Raw genomic sequence first — 16,196 nt, 5'->3', positions numbered from 1 at the left:
GAGCATTTGCATTGAAACGATGTATTACATATTTGTGCTGTTTATGGCTGTTGTTTTTTTATGTTCCAATAAACGCCGATTTCGTGCATGCAGCCGCGAAAAATCCCACCGTTGAGGAATATTTAAAACAGCAGACATCCGATCAACAGGATGAAAAAAAAGAAGAGAAAGCGACGAACGAATTGGTTGAAGATGGTGGCAACAGCACCTCCTTATCAGTATTCGATGTTTTGAAAATGATTTTTACACTTATTCTTGTTTTAGGTCTCTTAATCTTTTTATTAAAATTTTTAAACAAAAAAATGAAGCTTCCGCAAGAAACTAAATACTTACAAAATCTCGGCGGCATTTCCTTAGGACAAAACAAGTCCATCCAGCTGGTGAAGGTGGGGAATCGCATTCTAATCGTTGGCGTCGGGGATACGATTGAACTATTACAAGAAATTAATGATGAAGAGGAATATAAGAAAATTATCGACATGCAGAAAGAGCCCGGCAACAATGCTTTTGAACAAAATATGATGCGCTTCATTCTAAATAATCATAAACAAAAGGGTAGCGAGAAGACCTCCTTCAAAAAAGAACTGGAATCACTATTAAAAGAAAGACGTGAACAGATGCAGCGTCTTCGGCAGAAAGGATCAAAAAAATGAGTGAGTTTTTTAGCTATTTTAATCAAAATGATCCGGAAAATGTTGCGACGACTGTGAAGCTTTTGCTTCTGCTCACCGTTTTGTCAATTGCACCAGGGATATTGATTTTAATGACTTGCTTTACGCGCATCGTCATCGTGTTATCGTTTGTGCGAACTTCGCTTGCTACCCAGCAAATGCCGCCTAACCAAGTGCTCATCGGCCTTGCACTTTTTTTAACCTTTTTTATAATGGGACCGACTTTTCAAGAAATACATGAAAAAGCTTTGAATCCTTTGTTCAACAATGAAATAACCATTGAGGAAGCGTATGAACAGGCGGAAAAGCCGATAAAGGAATTTATGAGCAAACATACGAGACAAAAAGATTTAGCTTTGTTTTTAAATTACGCCAATATTGAAAATCCTGAGACGATTGACGATATTCCGCTCGTGGCTTTAGTGCCTGCATTTGCCATCAGCGAATTAAAAACAGCGTTTCAAATAGGTTTTATGATCTTTATTCCTTTTTTAATCATTGACATGGTTGTATCAAGTGTCCTCATGTCAATGGGAATGATGATGCTTCCTCCTGTCATGATATCATTGCCTTTTAAAATATTGCTGTTTGTGCTCGTGGACGGCTGGTACTTAGTTGTCAAATCATTGCTGCAAAGTTTTTAAAATAAGTAGGTGAGCCAATGAGTACCGAAATGATCCTTTCCATAGCAGAAAAAGCGGTTTATACAACTTTAATGATCAGTGGGCCACTTCTTTTAATATCGCTTGTTGTCGGCTTAATTGTCAGCATCTTTCAAGCAACGACACAAATACAGGAACAGACATTGGCGTTCATACCAAAAATTGTGGCTGTTTTGGTCGGATTGATTATTTTTGGCCCATGGATGCTATCTGTCATTTTGTCGTATACACATAATATTTTCAGCAATCTCAATCAATTTGTTGGATGAGTTGAATGATGATGCTGGAGTATTATCCGCTTTTTTTGCTTGTGTTTACAAGAATAACAGCTTTTATTGCAACGCTTCCATTATTTTCATATCGGAATATTCCGATGCGGTTTAAAATTGGCATGTCTTTTTTCCTTTCCCTTATCATCGTCATGACGATCGATGAGGGAAAGGTTGACTTAGATGCGAATTTCTACCCGCTAATTATTAAAGAAGTTTTAATCGGACTATTCATTGGTCTGATCGCATATATCATCATGTCAGCTGTCCACATTGCAGGAAGCTTAATCGATTTTCAAATGGGGTTTATCATCGCGAATATTATTGATCCGCAGACAGGAGTTCAAACGCCGTTAATTGGACAATTTCTTTATTCTTTTGCCCTATTGCTCATGCTGAGCCTAAACGGGCACCATATGCTGATTAACGGGATTGTATACAGTTTTCAAGTAATCCCTCCGGATCAATATTTTATTCCGATTTCTGATGGAGCTGTTGCCGAACAAGTTTTGAAGGCGTTCAGCAAAATGTTTCTCGTAGCATTTCAAATGGCGCTTCCGATAGTCGCTTCGCTCTTTTTAGTTGACCTTGCTCTAGGGATTGTTGCCCGGACAGTTCCGCAAATGAATGTATTTGTCATTGGGTTTGCCATTAAAATTGGCGTCAGCTTTCTGATGATGGTGCTCGTTTTAGGCATTATATTTATGCTGATTCAGGGGCTTTTCCAATACATGTTCGATGTGATGAGAACCTTAATGAATTTATTAGGTGATGGCGCATGAATTATTTACCGTTAGATTTGCAATATTTTGCCGGAGAAAAAACGGAAAAAGCGACTCCGAGAAAGCGGCAGGATGTCAGGAAAAAAGGGCAGGTTGCCAAGAGTCCCGATTTGAACACAGCCATCACCATGTTTTTAGTTTTTCTGTCATTGCTGTTTTTCGGGAAAACGGTGATTGATAATATTTTAAACATGTTCCATTCTACTTTTGAAGATTATTTGTTGACGGATATCACAGAAGAAAATGTGCATTCAATCTTTAATAAATATGTATTGGAAGGCGCTCAAATTACCGCTCCAATCATGATAGCAGCCTTCGTTGCTGGGGTTTTCAGTAATTATATTCAAGTTGGATTTCTTTTTACAACTGAACCGTTGAAAATGAAATTAAATAAACTGAATCCGATTGAAGGATTTAAACGCATATATTCCATTCGGGCAATTGTCGAGCTTTTGAAATCGATCTTAAAAGTTTTCTTTATCGGCGGGGTAACCTTTGCGTATATTTATTTCAATTGGCAGGAGATTTTGCGACTTCCGCAAATGCCGCTTGAACGAGCTTTTGCTTCAATTTCAAAGCTGGCGGTGCAGATAGGACTATATGCTTCAGGTGCGCTTTTGTTCATCGCATTGCTAGATTACTTGTATCAAAGATGGGATTTCGAAAAAAACATTCGCATGTCTAAGCAGGAAGTAAAAGATGAGTACAAAAAAATGGAAGGCGACCCGTTAATTAGATCGAGAATTAAACAGAAACAAAGGGAAATGGCGATGAGAAGGATGATGCAGGAAATTCCGAAAGCTGATGTCGTCATTACGAACCCTACTCATTATGCAGTTGCCTTAAAGTATGATGAAAAGGAACACGATGCACCTGTCGTAGTTGCAAAAGGAACAGATTTTGTCGCGCAAAAGATCAAGCAAATTGCCAAAGCCCATGAAATCATAACAGTCGAAAACAGGCAGCTCGCTCGTTCCTTGTATGACCAAGTGGAAATTGGCGAGATGATTCCTGAACAATTTTTTAAGGCTGTGGCTGAAATTTTAGCTTATGTTTATCGTCAAAAACAAAAAGTGTAACAATTTTGCTAGGAGGAAGTATCATGTCAGCAAGAGATTTATCGGTTATAGTAGCTGTCATTTTAATTGTTGCCATGCTTATCATCCCGCTGCCTTCATGGCTGCTGAGCATATTGATTATCATTAATATATCTCTTGCCTTGCTCGTCCTCCTTACATCCATGAACATTGAAAAGCCTTTACAATTTTCAATCTTTCCTTCTCTTTTGCTTTTGTTAACGTTATATCGACTCGGCTTAAACGTTTCCACAACGCGTTCGATTTTAGCTAATGGAGAAGCGGGAACAGTCGTGGAAACGTTTGGAACTTTTGTTGTCGGTGGAAATATCCTTGTTGGTTTTGTCGTATTTATCATTTTAGTTATTATTCAATTTGTTGTCATTACAAAAGGATCTGAACGGGTAGCAGAAGTGGCAGCCCGCTTTACGCTTGATGCCATGCCCGGTAAGCAGATGAGTATTGATGCAGACTTGAATGCGGGAATCATCTCGGAAGACGAGGCAAAAAAACGGAGAGAAACGATTGCAAGAGAAGCAGATTTTTATGGCGCAATGGACGGAGCAAGCAAATTTGTAAAAGGAGATGCGATTGCTGGTGTCATAATTGTGCTGATCAATATTATTTTCGGAATTATCATCGGCATGATCCAGCAGGGGCTTTCTTTTCAAGAAGCTGTTTCAAAATTCACGCTTCTTACAGTTGGAGATGGATTAGTCAGCCAAATTCCAGCTTTATTAATCTCAACGGCAACAGGGATTGTTGTCACGAGAGCTGCTTCTGACGGAAATTTAGGACAAGACATTACGAACCAGCTTTTAGCATTTCCAAAGCTGCTGTATGTTACCGCAGGAATCATCTTTATTTTAGGTATTGTTACTCCGATTGGTCCGATCGTAACAACTCCGATCGCTCTCATGTTTGCTTTCTTAGCATTTGCGATGAATCGTACGAAGAAACAAATTGAAAAAGACGAAGAGATTGTTGAAGAAGAAGTGGAAATGAACGAAGCGAAAAGTCCGGAGCAAGTGATGAATCTTTTATCGATGGATCCAATTGAATTTGAATTCGGATATGGTTTAATTCCTCTTGCTGATAGCGGACAAGGGGGAGACCTGTTGGATCGGATCGTAATGATCAGAAGGCAGCTTGCCGTAGAATTGGGCCTTGTCATTCCTGTCGTCCGAATACGGGATAATATCCAATTAAAGCCGAATGAATACAGATTAAAAATTAAAGGAAACGAAGCGGCGAAAGGTGAAATTATGCTCGATCATTATTTGGCGATGGCGCCAGGAATGGATAATGATTCGATTGAAGGGATTGACACAATTGAGCCTTCGTTTGGACTTCCTGCAAAATGGATCAGCGAACATTTAAAAGAACAAGCTGAATTGGCAGGATATACGGTCGTCGATCCTCCTAGCGTTGTTTCTACTCACATTACGGAAACGATCCGGAGGCATGCTCATGAATTGCTTGGACGACACGAAACAAAACAGCTTGTCGATCATTTAAAAGAAACATACCCGATATTAGTGGAAGAAGTTACGCCGAATCCACTTTCTATAGGAGATATTCAAAAAGTTTTGGCGAAACTGCTTAAAGAAAAAATTTCTATTCGAAATTTGCCGGTTATTTTTGAAACATTAGCTGACTATGCCAAATTTACAACAGATCCGGAAATTTTAGCTGAATATGTAAGACAGTCGCTGGCAAAACAAATTACAAGCCAGTATGCAAAAGAAGGGGAGACATTGAAAGTCATTACTCTCTCCGCTCAAGTAGAAAAAGCCATTGCCGATGGCGTGCAGCAAACAGAACGAGGAACCTTTTTGTCATTGGAGCCGCATGTATCACAAAGGATTGTCGAAGCCATTGCCAAAAATGTGGAACAGCTGGCAATGGAAGAGCAAACGCCAATCTTGCTCTGCTCGCCTTCTGTCAGAATGTATGCACGGCAGCTGATCGAGCGATATTTGCCTGATGTACCCGTATTGTCATACAACGAACTTGAATCAAACATTGAAGTACAAAGTGTCGGAGTGGTGAATATTTAATGAAGATTAGAAAATTCAAAGCCCATACTATGCAAGAGGCGATGAAGACGATTCGCAGCCAACTCGGTCAAAATGCTGTCATCCTCAATTCGAAAGTCGTCTATACTGGTGGATTTCTAGGAATGTTTAAGAAAAAAATGATTGAAGTGGTGGCGGGCATTGACGAAGAAGATGAAATGATCAGCGGGTCCCAAAATGAAAAAATAGAACATCAAACGGACCAACAATTAGAGATGGCTCCTGTACTGAATGAAATAAAAAAACTGAAGGATCTCGTTCAATCCATGTCCGTAAACAGTACTGTTATTCATCCTGACCTAAAAGAGATCGAACAAAAAATCGATTCGTTAGGTTTGCTGCAACCGATTAAACAGGATGTGATCGCATCTATACTGGAAACGTATTTGATTCATCAAAAAAAGCTGACAAACGAACAACTGGAATTTCAATTGAAGAAAGAGTTAAAAAAGAGAATTTCGGACATTCCTTTTCACGGCATTACTTTTTCAAAAAAATTTGTGAATGTTGTAGGACCAACCGGTGTTGGAAAAACGACGACATTGGCAAAGCTTGCCGCAATCTGCAAAATAAATTATAAGAAAAAAATCGGATTTCTTACGACGGACACTTATCGAATTGCTGCGATCGATCAATTAAAAACATATGCCGAAATTTTAAATGCCCCGCTTGAAGTTTGTTATAACTCATTTGATTTTCAGGAGGGGAAAAAGAAGCTGAATGACTGCGACATCGTTTTTATTGACACGGCGGGCCGGAACTTCCTTGAACAGCAATATGTGCAAGATTTAAGCGAAACCATTGACTTTCAGGATGAAATGGAAACATTTTTAGTATTTTCTTTAACTTCAAAATTTGAAGATATGGAAAAAGTTTATAACCAATTTTCTCATTTGCCGATTCATCAATTTATTTTTACTAAACATGACGAAACCTCCTCTTATGGAGCTATGTATAACATCGTCTACAAAACAAAGATTGGTGCCGGATATATGACTGACGGTCAAGATGTTCCAGACGACATTCATAAGCTCGATCATGAAACTTTTATTCAATATTTAATGGGGTAGCAGGATATGGATCAAGCAGAACAACTCAGAAAGATTGTTCAACAAAACAAATATTCGGTGATAAAAGACTCTCCGCCTAACCGTCATGCAAAAACAGTGGCTGTGATTAGCGGAAAAGGGGGAGTCGGCAAATCGAATTTCGTTTTAAATTTCGCTTTAAACTTGATCAAAAAACGAAACGACCGTGTACTGCTGGTAGATTGCGATATTGGGATGGCAAACATCGATCTTTTGCTTGGACAGCAGTATCAAGAAAGATCAATTGTCGATTTGCTGAAAAACCGCATTGGAATTGAACAAATTATCAAAAAAGGTCCTTTAAATTTGCAGTATTTGTCAGGAGGAATGAGCCTTTCCAATATTGTCACAATCGATGAAGCAGAGTTTCAATTTTTTCTTTACGAGCTTGAAAGAATAATAGAGAAATACGACACCATCTTATTTGATATGGGGGCAGGAATTTCGAAAGACAGCTTGAAATTTTTGCTTGCAGTGGACGAAATTATCGTCATTACGACGCCTGAACCGACATCGATTATGGACGCCTACAGTGCGATAAAGCTCATTCACCAGTTCGATCAAGAAAAGGTGATGAAAGTAGTTGTCAATCGATTCAAGAAAAACATTGAAGCGAAAGAAACATGGGAAAAAATTAGAACCACTGCAGAGCGTTTTTTACATAAAACAATTGATTTGCTCGGCAGTTTGCCGGAGGATGATCATGTGCAGAAATCAGTCATGGAACAAATTCCGTTTATTTTGCGTTTTCCGAATGCTCCTATATCGAAAGCACTAGAAAATATAACAGAGATGTACTTAAATGGTAAAATAAAAAGAAAAGGATTTATTCATTCTCTTAGATCTTTGTTTTCAAGTAGGTGATGTTTTTGAGTCGTGTAAAGGTTTTGGTTATTGATGATTCGGCATTTATGAGAAAGTTGATTTCCGATTTGCTTTTAGAGAGTCCTTCCATCGATGTGATTGGCACAGCTAAAAATGGAAAAGAAGGAATTGAAAAGATCGCAGAGCTTGATCCTGATGTTGTGACGTTAGATATTGAAATGCCGGTTTTAAACGGGCTTGATACTTTGCAGATTATCATGGACAAGTTTCCAAGACCAGTCATTATGCTTTCAAGTTCGACGAAAGAAGGAGCCGAAAACACGATAAAATCTTTAGCTTTCGGAGCGTTTGATTTTATCCCGAAACCTTCCGGCTCCATATCTCTTGACATATTTAAAGTGAAAGAAGAATTAATTGCAAAAGTTCTAGCAGCAAAACGGGCAAAAGAAAAAGTTCAGATGTTAAAAAAAGAGATCGACACATTTCCTCGAAAGGAGATGATGAAAGAAAAGAGCCATCGACAGCGAAAAAAATCTTTAATTGCCATTGGAACTTCTACTGGCGGACCGAGCACCCTTCAAAAAATCGTTCCATGCTTCCCGAAAAACCTGAATTCGCCGATTTTCATCGTACAGCATATGCCGCCAGGATTTACAAAATCGTTGGCTGAACGATTAAATGAAATGTCAAACATCGAAGTAAAGGAAGGCGAGCATCAAGAAATCGTCAGAAATGGGGTAGCATACATAGCGCCTGGAGGCAGCCATATGAAAGTAATAGAAAAACAAGGGAATTTATTCATTGAACTGGATCAATCGGAAAAAAAGAGAGGGCACAGACCTTCAGTAGATGTACTGTTTGAATCTTTATCGAATTTAAAATATTATCAAACGATTGCTTGTATTTTAACGGGAATGGGTTCTGACGGGACAAAAGGATTGAAAGCATTAAAAGAAAGGACAGATGCGACAGGGATCGCACAGTCCGAAAAAACCTCCATTATATTTGGGATGCCAAAATCCGCCATCCAAGCGAATGTGGTTGATTACGTGGAAGATTTAATGGAAATTCCGTATTTAATTCAAAAGCTGATCTAAATCCAAGGAGTGTGCTGCCATGGAAATGAATCAATATTTGGACATTTTTATTGAAGAAAGTAAAGAACATTTGCAGTCGTGCAACGAAAAGCTTTTGGAGCTTGAACAAAATCCGGATGATTTAGGAATTGTGAACGAAATTTTTCGCTCCGCCCATACATTAAAAGGAATGGGCGCAACGATGGGGTTTGAAGATTTAGCCGATTTAACACATAAAATAGAAAATGTGTTTGACGCCATTCGCAATCAAAAATTAGAAGTAACGCCTGAAATTATGGATGTCCTTTTTGAAGCATTGGAGAATTTGGAGGAAATTGTTTTATCGATTGCGGATGGAGGAGACGGCAAAAAAGATGTTTCGGCCATTGTGAAAAAACTGCAAGCGATTGAAAGCGGAGAACAAATTGAAGATGAGACAGCTGAAAATGAAACATCAAGAGAACAAGTGCAGGATGTGAAAAAACTGAAGTTTGATGAATATGACAGGACGGTCATTCTTCAATCAATTGAACAAGGATTTCAAGTATACGAAATCAACATTCGGCTTCGAGAAGACTGCATCTTAAAAGCAGCGAGAGCATTTATGGTTTTTGAATTGCTTGAGAAGCACGGGGAAGTGGTCAAATCATCGCCTTCTGTTGATTTACTCGAAGAAGAAAAGTTTGACAACAATTTTTCGGTTGCCTACATTACGAAGGAAGATAAGGACTTTATCCGGAACAGCCTATTGAAAATTTCAGAGGTTGAAGAAGTACTAGTTGAAAAAGTGAATGTAGAAAAGCCAAGTACTGAAAGAGTACAGCAGTCTGTTTCCAGCATACAATCTAATGCCAGCCAACAAACTGCTGCTAGCAAACAAACTACTGTTTCCAGCAAGCAAAGCCGTCAGCAGAAGGACAGCTCGAAAGACACTAGCCAAAAACAGAAGAAAAACCAGCAAAAGACGATCCGCGTCAACATTGAGCGCCTCGATATTTTAATGAACTTGTTTGAAGAATTAGTCATCGACAAAGGGCGTTTGGAGCAAATATCAAAAGAATTAAATCACTCGGAGCTGAAAGAAACGGTTGAGAAAATGTCCAGAGTTTCAGCTGATTTGCAAAACATTATTTTAAATATGCGCATGATCCCAATCGAAACCGTTTTTAACCGCTTCCCGAGAATGGTGAGAAATCTCGCCCGCGATTTAAATAAAAAAATCAATTTAGTTGTCACTGGCGCAGAAACCGAATTGGATCGGACCGTCATTGATGAAATTGGCGATCCGCTTGTGCATCTAATCCGAAATGCGATCGACCATGGGATTGAAACGCCTGAAACCCGCCTGAAATATGGCAAAAAAGAAGAAGGAACGCTGCGGCTCAGCGCATATCACAGCGGAAATCATGTCTTTATCGAAATCGAAGACGACGGTGCAGGAATCAATCAGAAAAAGGTATTGCAAAAAGCTATTGAGCGGGGAATCGTTACAAAAGAGGCAAGCGAAACATTAACGGAAAAACAAATTCATGAACTCATTTTCGCATCAGGCTTTTCAACGGCTGAAAAAATTTCAGATGTCTCTGGACGGGGTGTAGGGCTTGATGTAGTGAAAAATACAATCGAATCGCTCGGAGGAAGCATCACCATCGAGTCGGAAGAAGGAAAAGGATCTTTATTCTCGATCCAGCTCCCGCTGACATTAACGATTATTTCCGCCATGCTCATTGAAGTTGGAAATGAAAAATACGGTATTCCGATTTCGTCTATCATTGAATCCCTTGTTATTAAAAAAGAAGATATTTTACAGACACATCAAAACAAGGTGATTGATTATCGCGGAAAAATTGTACCTCTAGTGTTTTTAAAAGAAATTTTTGAAGTGGACGCCGAGGATGACCAAGATTATGTTTCAATCGTCGTTGTCAAAAAAGGAGATAAAATGGCTGGTTTAGTTGTCGATTCCTTCATCGGTCAGCAAGAGATTGTTTTGAAATCGTTAGGACAATATTTGACAAATGTATTCGCCATCTCAGGTGCCACAATTTTAGGAGACGGTCAAGTTGCATTGATCGTTGATTGTAATGCATTAATCCAGTAATGCTTGATGGAAGGGGAAGATGAGAATGGCAAATAGTGTATTTAATGAACAGAAGGTCATAGTTTTTCAGCTGCAAGACAAAGAATACGGGGTTTTTGTACAAAATGTGAAATCGATTGAAAAAGTTGACCATATCACCCGCGTTCCGAAAACAGCTGACTATATAAAAGGAGTTATCAATTTGCGCGGTGTTGTCACTCCGATCATAGATTTAAGAAAAAGATTGAATATGCCGGAAAAAGAAATAACAGATCAGACGAGAGTGATTATAGCTGTTCAAAATGAAATGGAAGTTGGATTGATTGTTGATTCTGCCAATGATGTCGTCGATATATCTGAAGACAGTATTGAACCTGCTCCAAGCGTCATCGAACAAGTAGAAACCGAGTTTATAAAAGGAATTACAAAATTGGATAAACGGCTGATTATGCTCCTTGACCTTGAAAAAGTGCTGAGCAAAGAAAATCAGAGGGTAATAGAGCATGAGCAAGTTGTTTGATTTATCAAACAAAAGGATCGATATATTAAAGGAAATTGCCAATATCGGAGCGGGAAATGCCGCAACGAGTCTGTCCCAACTTCTTAATAAAAAAATTGAAATGAAAGTTCCGAACGTTTATGTCGCCTCTTTTAACGATGTGATGGATTTAGCAGGCGGTGCGGAAACAGAGGTTACGGCTGTATACATCCGCATTCAAGAGGATATAACTGGATCGATGTTTTTCATTTTGCCGATCCCGCAGGCTAAAAAATATGCAAAAGCATTAATGAATGATTATGTTCTTCAGGATGCTTCAACTATGAAAGAAATGGAATGCTCTGTTTTGCAGGAGCTCGGCAACATCCTAATTGGATCCTATTTATCTGTTTTATCGAACATGACCAATTTGATGGTTAATCCGTCCGTTCCTGCCATCCAATGTGATATGTTCGGCGCGATTATCAGTCATGCTCTGATCGAGCTTTCGCTTGAAAGTGATGAAGCACTTGTCATCGATGCTGTTATAAAAGAAGAAGGGCATCAAGATTCCGAATTAATAAGAGGGCATATTTTCTTTCTGCCCGACTCACAGTCATATAAAAAAATTTTTGACATATTAGAGGTTTAGTGAAATGGGGCATTTTGAAAATGTTGTAAAAGTCGGTATTTCGGAAATGAATGTTGTGAAAGCTCCGTGGAAAATTCGAACAACTGGATTAGGATCTTGCGTCGGACTCGTCATCTATGATGATGTAAATAAATTGGCAGGACTTGCTCATATAATGCTGCCTGATTCTTCGCTTTCAAACAAGGAGCCTTTAAATTGTGCAAAATATGCGGATACGGCTGTAACAGAATTAATTCGTCTTTTAAAAAACTATGGAGGAAACATCATGTTTTTTAAAGCGAAAATAGCTGGAGGAGCTGAAATGTTTCCGCATCGGCCATCTTCCAAAATCATGCGAATAGGTCCGAGAAATGTTGAAGCGGTCAAACAGCATTTGTTGAGCAGTAATATCCCTATCGTTAGCGAAGATGTTGGCGGTACAAATGGAAGAACCATTGAATTTGATACGAATTCATTCATTTTGACGATTCGCACCGTCAATCTTGGAGTGAAGCAAATATAGCCGGAGATTGACATTTTAGAAGGAGGAAAAAGGCAATGGTCCAATCGATGACACTGAATGATGAAAGGGTGTACTGGGACAAGTGGTTTCGTCACCGTGATCAAGATGCGGGCAACATGCTCGTCAAAAAATATATGCCGCTTGTCCGCTATCATGTCAGTCGTATTTCAGTGGGTCTTCCAAAAAATGTCGATAAAGATGATTTAATAAGTTTTGGATTGATGGGATTATATGATGCACTGGAAAAATTTGACCCTACACGAGATTTAAAATTCGATACGTATGCATCCTTCCGCATACGCGGAGCCATTCTTGACGGACTAAGGAAAGAAGATTGGCTTCCAAGAAGTTTTCGGGAAAAAGCAAAAAAAGTGGAAGCAGCCATTGAGCGGTTGGAGCAAAAATATCATCGCAATGTGACGCCTAATGAAGTTGCAGAAGAGTTGGGTATGACACCCGAAGAAGTCGTTCATGTCGTCAATGAAAACTTTTTTGCCAATGTCTTGTCAATTGATGAACAATTGCATGACCAAGAAGAAGGGGAACAGATGAACATTGTCCTTAAGGATGATAAAACATTAACTCCGGAAGAGCATCTGTTAAAAGAGGAATTATTTGAGCATTTAACAAAATTGATCTCACAATTAAACGATAAGGAGCAGCTCGTATTAAGCTTGTTTTATAAAGAAGAGCTGACATTAACAGAGATAGGAAACGTGCTGAATTTGTCCACTTCGAGAATTTCGCAAATTCATTCGAAAGCATTATATAAATTAAAAGGAACGCTCGTTAAGCTTTTATCTTAAAAAGAATACAATTAAATGAGGTTGAAACATGGCGGTATTTCTTTTACTGAGCTTTGTTTTGCACATCGTTTCGTTTTACTTTATCATTCTCCTTTATACTCGCTATCAAAATGTAAAAAAAATAGAAGAAAAGCAGGAACAATTATTAAAAGAAGCAGAAGATTCGCTCGCGATGTTTTTATTGGAATTAAAAGAAGAAAACAAACAATTTCTTGAACAGCTCGAGCAAAACAGCGCCAAGCCCGGTTCTTTTGATCTCGAAAAATTAGTTACGCAGCTGGAAGACAAGGTGGAAGTGAGCACAATCCAGAAAGACACGAGCGCGGATGTAGAGCCTATCGACAAGGATGCAGAGCTTATAGAAGAGCCTAAAGATAAAAGAAAAAATTTGCATAAACAAGTATTCCAATTATTAGAGAAAGGATATACTATAGACGAAATCGCACAAACATTACATGTCGGCAAAACAGAAATTGAACTCGTCATGAAATTTCAACAAAACGATTGAATTCTTTCTTGATTGCCAAACTTCCATATGTTATATTTGTTTTTGGTGCTAATACACACGTCTGTTGATTTAAGCATCGGTGCTGTTTTGTGCAGTCATGCTTAAAAATGAAGCGGGCGGAGGATGAAAAACCATTAGGAGGAATGAAAATGTCAGTTATTTCAATGAAACAATTATTAGAAGCTGGTGTTCATTTCGGTCATCAAACACGCCGTTGGAATCCGAAAATGAAACGCTATATTTTCACTGAACGGAACGGAATTTACATCATTGACCTTCAAAAAACAGTAAAAAAAGTTGAGGAAGCGTATCAATTTGCAAGAGAGTTAGCTGCAAATGGAGGCAACATTTTATTCGTTGGTACGAAGAAGCAGGCGCAGGAATCTGTTAAAGAAGAAGCAGAACGTGCAGGAATGTTTTACGTCAATCAGCGCTGGCTGGGAGGAACATTAACGAACTTTGCTACAATTCAAAAACGAATTGCTCGTTTAAAAGAAATTGAAAAAATGCAAGAAGACGGCACATTTGATGTATTGCCGAAAAAAGAAGTAGTTCGTTTGAAAAAAGAATTGGAACGCCTTGAGAAATTTTTAGGCGGCATTAAGGAAATGAAACAGCTGCCTGATGCTGTTTATATTATCGATCCTCGCAAAGAGCGCATCGCTGTATCGGAAGCTCGCAAATTAAATATTCCGATTATCGGCATCGTTGACACAAACTGCGATCCGGATGAGATCGATTATGTAATCCCTGCAAATGATGATGCAATCCGCGCCGTCAAATTGTTAACTTCCAAAATAGCAGATGCTGTTTTAGAAGGCAAACAAGGCGAAGAAACTACAACTGCCTAAATGACAAAAGGTGATAAGAGGGGATTTTAGCCTTTTATCACCTTTTTTAAGCATACGAATTGAAGGAGGAACTTTTATGGCAATTACTGCTCAAATGGTAAAAGAGCTTCGGGAAAAAACCGGTGCAGGCATGATGGACTGCAAAAAGGCATTGACTGAAACAAATGGTGATATGGACAAAGCAATAGATTATCTTCGTGAAAAAGGCATAGCGAAAGCTGCGAAAAAAGCTGACCGAATCGCTGCAGAAGGCTTGACATTGATCAAAACTGACGGCAATACAGCTGTTATTTTGGAAGTGAATTCCGAAACAGACTTCGTTGCCAAAAATGATTCTTTTAAACAATTAATTGAAGATTTGGCTAAACACTTGCTGGCAAGCAAACCAGCTGATTTAAAAGACGCATTGGCTTCCAAAATGGAAAACGGTTCAACAGTGGAAGAATACATCCATGCTGCTATTGCTAAAATTGGCGAAAACATTACATTACGCCGTTTTGAAGTTGTCGAGAAAAATGATCAAGATGTCTTCGGCGCTTACTTGCACATGGGCGGACGCATTGCAGTATTAACGGTGCTTGAAGGCACAAATGATGAATCTGCTGCAAAAGATGTAGCAATGCATATCGCAGCGGTTAATCCGCGTTATATTTCTCGTGAAGATGTTCCTCAGGCTGAAGTGGAGCACGAACGCGAAGTTCTTAAAAAACAAGCTCTTCAAGAAGGAAAACCTGCAAACATTGTAGAAAAAATGGTTGAAGGCCGCCTCGGCAAATTTTTTGAGGAAATTTGCCTTTTAGAGCAAAATTTTGTAAAAAATCCTGATCAAAAAGTACGCGATTTCGTCAAAGCACAAAACGCAAACGTAAAAGCGTTTGTTCGCTATGAAGTTGGAGAAGGAATTGAAAAGCGTCAAGAAAATTTTGCTGAAGAAGTTATGAATCAAATTAAGAAATAAAAGTCATGAAAATGTTAAGAAGGGAACACAAGCGAGTGTTCCCTCTTTTTGAAAACCCTTTGTTTCAACTTTTCTATATATAGCGTCAAGAAATAGCTTGGAGGTTAATATGAGTACGCCAAAATATCATCGTATCGTGCTGAAATTAAGTGGAGAGGCGCTTGCTGGAGCTCAAGGCTTTGGAATTAATCCTTCCGTCATACAGTCAATTGCCAGACAAGTAAAGGAAATTGCTGAAATGGGTGTAGAAGTCGCAGTAGTTGTTGGCGGCGGAAACATTTGGAGAGGCAAAATCGGCAGCGAGATGGGGATGGATCGGGCAACAGCAGACTATATGGGAATGCTGGCGACTGTTATGAATTCTTTAGCTTTACAAGATAGTTTGGAAGGACTCGGCATTCCTACCCGAGTGCAAACTTCAATTGAAATGCGACAAGTCGCAGAACCGTACATAAGAAGAAAAGCCATTCGCCATTTGGAGAAGAAAAGAGTAGTCATTTTCGCAGCAGGAACAGGAAATCCTTATTTCTCAACAGACACAACGGCTGCGTTAAGAGCCGCTGAAATCGAAGCAGATGTCATTTTAATGGCGAAAAATAATGTAGATGGTGTATATAGCGCAGATCCAAAAAAGGATGCCTCAGCGGTAAAATATGATGAGTTATCTTATTTAGATTTATTAAAAGACGGGTTGGCTGTCATGGATTCAACAGCTTCTTCATTATGCATGGACAATAATATTCCTTTAATTGTTTTCTCGATTATGGAAGAAGGCAACATTAAACGTGCTGTTTTAGGAGAAAATATTGGAACAATTGTAAGGGGGAAATAAAC

18 protein-coding genes are annotated in these 16,196 nt (G+C 38.9%); all 18 read left to right on the top strand.

Annotation, left to right across the window (positions count from 1 at the left end; all coding sequences use genetic code 11):
* Nucleotides 1–11: 11 nt before the first annotated feature.
* Nucleotides 12–653, top strand: a complete 642-nt coding sequence (locus NSQ71_RS10335; protein ID WP_339196542.1) for a flagellar biosynthetic protein FliO — start codon at nucleotides 12–14, stop codon at nucleotides 651–653.
* Nucleotides 650–1,315: a flagellar type III secretion system pore protein FliP gene (gene fliP, locus NSQ71_RS10330; RefSeq protein ID WP_063386676.1), complete on the top strand. Its 666-nt coding sequence runs from the start codon at nucleotides 650–652 to the stop codon at nucleotides 1,313–1,315. The genes NSQ71_RS10335 and fliP overlap by 4 nt, the downstream gene beginning before the upstream one ends.
* 17 nt (nucleotides 1,316–1,332) lie before the next feature.
* On the top strand, nucleotides 1,333–1,602 hold the full coding sequence (gene fliQ / locus NSQ71_RS10325; RefSeq protein WP_063386677.1) for a flagellar biosynthesis protein FliQ: 270 nt from the start codon (nucleotides 1,333–1,335) through the stop codon (nucleotides 1,600–1,602).
* A gap of 5 nt (nucleotides 1,603–1,607) precedes the next feature.
* Nucleotides 1,608–2,384 carry a flagellar biosynthetic protein FliR gene (gene fliR / locus NSQ71_RS10320; protein WP_066246491.1) on the top strand — a complete coding sequence of 259 codons (777 nt, stop codon included), beginning with the start codon at nucleotides 1,608–1,610 and terminating at the stop codon, nucleotides 2,382–2,384.
* Nucleotides 2,381–3,463 (top strand): flagellar biosynthesis protein FlhB, encoded by a 1,083-nt coding sequence (flhB, locus tag NSQ71_RS10315; protein WP_340733922.1) that lies wholly within the window; start codon nucleotides 2,381–2,383, stop codon nucleotides 3,461–3,463. Before fliR ends, flhB begins: the two co-directional genes overlap by 4 nt.
* A 23-nt stretch (nucleotides 3,464–3,486) precedes the next feature.
* Nucleotides 3,487–5,520 (top strand): flagellar biosynthesis protein FlhA, encoded by a 2,034-nt coding sequence (gene flhA / locus NSQ71_RS10310; protein ID WP_066246489.1) that lies wholly within the window; start codon nucleotides 3,487–3,489, stop codon nucleotides 5,518–5,520.
* Nucleotides 5,520–6,608 (top strand): flagellar biosynthesis protein FlhF, encoded by a 1,089-nt coding sequence (gene flhF / locus NSQ71_RS10305; RefSeq protein ID WP_339196533.1) that lies wholly within the window; start codon nucleotides 5,520–5,522, stop codon nucleotides 6,606–6,608. Before flhA ends, flhF begins: the two co-directional genes overlap by 1 nt.
* 6 nt (nucleotides 6,609–6,614) lie before the next feature.
* Entirely contained in the window at nucleotides 6,615–7,490 is an 876-nt protein-coding gene (locus NSQ71_RS10300; protein ID WP_339196530.1) for a MinD/ParA family protein, read from the top strand.
* Nucleotides 7,491–7,495: 5 nt separating this feature from the next.
* The gene (locus NSQ71_RS10295) at nucleotides 7,496–8,548 is read left to right on the top strand and encodes a protein-glutamate methylesterase/protein-glutamine glutaminase (RefSeq protein WP_063386683.1); all 1,053 of its coding nucleotides are present in this window, start codon (nucleotides 7,496–7,498) and stop codon (nucleotides 8,546–8,548) included.
* 19 nt (nucleotides 8,549–8,567) lie between these two features.
* Nucleotides 8,568–10,628 carry a chemotaxis protein CheA gene (locus NSQ71_RS10290; protein WP_063386684.1) on the top strand — a complete coding sequence of 687 codons (2,061 nt, stop codon included), beginning with the start codon at nucleotides 8,568–8,570 and terminating at the stop codon, nucleotides 10,626–10,628.
* Nucleotides 10,629–10,653: 25 nt separating this feature from the next.
* Nucleotides 10,654–11,127: a chemotaxis protein CheW gene (locus NSQ71_RS10285; RefSeq protein ID WP_063386685.1), complete on the top strand. Its 474-nt coding sequence runs from the start codon at nucleotides 10,654–10,656 to the stop codon at nucleotides 11,125–11,127.
* Nucleotides 11,111–11,737 (top strand): chemotaxis protein CheC, encoded by a 627-nt coding sequence (locus NSQ71_RS10280; protein ID WP_066246481.1) that lies wholly within the window; start codon nucleotides 11,111–11,113, stop codon nucleotides 11,735–11,737. The genes NSQ71_RS10285 and NSQ71_RS10280 overlap by 17 nt, the downstream gene beginning before the upstream one ends.
* Nucleotides 11,738–11,741: 4 nt before the next feature.
* Nucleotides 11,742–12,239: a chemotaxis protein CheD gene (locus tag NSQ71_RS10275; protein ID WP_340733921.1), complete on the top strand. Its 498-nt coding sequence runs from the start codon at nucleotides 11,742–11,744 to the stop codon at nucleotides 12,237–12,239.
* A gap of 35 nt (nucleotides 12,240–12,274) precedes the next feature.
* The gene (locus tag NSQ71_RS10270) at nucleotides 12,275–13,045 is read left to right on the top strand and encodes a FliA/WhiG family RNA polymerase sigma factor (protein WP_063386688.1); all 771 of its coding nucleotides are present in this window, start codon (nucleotides 12,275–12,277) and stop codon (nucleotides 13,043–13,045) included.
* 28 nt (nucleotides 13,046–13,073) lie between these two features.
* Complete coding sequence (locus NSQ71_RS10265) at nucleotides 13,074–13,553, top strand: DUF6115 domain-containing protein (RefSeq protein ID WP_066246479.1); 480 nt, start codon at nucleotides 13,074–13,076, stop codon at nucleotides 13,551–13,553.
* Between the two features lie 149 nt (nucleotides 13,554–13,702).
* Nucleotides 13,703–14,404 (top strand): 30S ribosomal protein S2, encoded by a 702-nt coding sequence (gene rpsB / locus NSQ71_RS10260; protein ID WP_063386690.1) that lies wholly within the window; start codon nucleotides 13,703–13,705, stop codon nucleotides 14,402–14,404.
* Between the two features lie 76 nt (nucleotides 14,405–14,480).
* Nucleotides 14,481–15,362: a translation elongation factor Ts gene (gene tsf, locus NSQ71_RS10255; RefSeq protein ID WP_063386691.1), complete on the top strand. Its 882-nt coding sequence runs from the start codon at nucleotides 14,481–14,483 to the stop codon at nucleotides 15,360–15,362.
* Between the two features lie 109 nt (nucleotides 15,363–15,471).
* Nucleotides 15,472–16,194 carry a UMP kinase gene (pyrH, locus tag NSQ71_RS10250; protein WP_063386692.1) on the top strand — a complete coding sequence of 241 codons (723 nt, stop codon included), beginning with the start codon at nucleotides 15,472–15,474 and terminating at the stop codon, nucleotides 16,192–16,194.
* Nucleotides 16,195–16,196: the final 2 nt, after the last annotated feature.

This window comes from Aeribacillus sp. FSL M8-0235 (assembly GCF_038000355.1).
Taxonomy (GTDB): domain Bacteria; phylum Bacillota; class Bacilli; order Bacillales; family Aeribacillaceae; genus Aeribacillus; species Aeribacillus composti.
The sequence above is the reverse complement of the archived record's forward strand: the minus strand, read 5'-3'. Positions and strand labels throughout refer to the sequence as shown.

Bases quoted from the DNA above. Each gene is read 5' to 3' on its own strand.
- NSQ71_RS10275 (WP_340733921.1), top strand. From the start codon at position 11,742: ATGGGGCATTTTGAAAATGTTGTAAAAGTCGGTATTTCGGAAATGAAT.
- flhA (WP_066246489.1), top strand. From the start codon at position 3,487: ATGTCAGCAAGAGATTTATCGGTTATAGTAGCTGTCATTTTAATTGTT.
- NSQ71_RS10285 (WP_063386685.1), top strand. From the start codon at position 10,654: ATGGCAAATAGTGTATTTAATGAACAGAAGGTCATAGTTTTTCAGCTG.
- flhB (WP_340733922.1), top strand. From the start codon at position 2,381: ATGAATTATTTACCGTTAGATTTGCAATATTTTGCCGGAGAAAAAACG.
- tsf (WP_063386691.1), top strand. From the start codon at position 14,481: ATGGCAATTACTGCTCAAATGGTAAAAGAGCTTCGGGAAAAAACCGGT.
- fliQ (WP_063386677.1), top strand. From the start codon at position 1,333: ATGAGTACCGAAATGATCCTTTCCATAGCAGAAAAAGCGGTTTATACA.
- pyrH (WP_063386692.1), top strand. From the start codon at position 15,472: ATGAGTACGCCAAAATATCATCGTATCGTGCTGAAATTAAGTGGAGAG.
- NSQ71_RS10280 (WP_066246481.1), top strand. From the start codon at position 11,111: ATGAGCAAGTTGTTTGATTTATCAAACAAAAGGATCGATATATTAAAG.
- NSQ71_RS10265 (WP_066246479.1), top strand. From the start codon at position 13,074: ATGGCGGTATTTCTTTTACTGAGCTTTGTTTTGCACATCGTTTCGTTT.
- flhF (WP_339196533.1), top strand. From the start codon at position 5,520: ATGAAGATTAGAAAATTCAAAGCCCATACTATGCAAGAGGCGATGAAG.
- fliR (WP_066246491.1), top strand. From the start codon at position 1,608: ATGATGATGCTGGAGTATTATCCGCTTTTTTTGCTTGTGTTTACAAGA.
- fliP (WP_063386676.1), top strand. From the start codon at position 650: ATGAGTGAGTTTTTTAGCTATTTTAATCAAAATGATCCGGAAAATGTT.
- rpsB (WP_063386690.1), top strand. From the start codon at position 13,703: ATGTCAGTTATTTCAATGAAACAATTATTAGAAGCTGGTGTTCATTTC.
- NSQ71_RS10300 (WP_339196530.1), top strand. From the start codon at position 6,615: ATGGATCAAGCAGAACAACTCAGAAAGATTGTTCAACAAAACAAATAT.
- NSQ71_RS10270 (WP_063386688.1), top strand. From the start codon at position 12,275: ATGGTCCAATCGATGACACTGAATGATGAAAGGGTGTACTGGGACAAG.
- NSQ71_RS10290 (WP_063386684.1), top strand. From the start codon at position 8,568: ATGGAAATGAATCAATATTTGGACATTTTTATTGAAGAAAGTAAAGAA.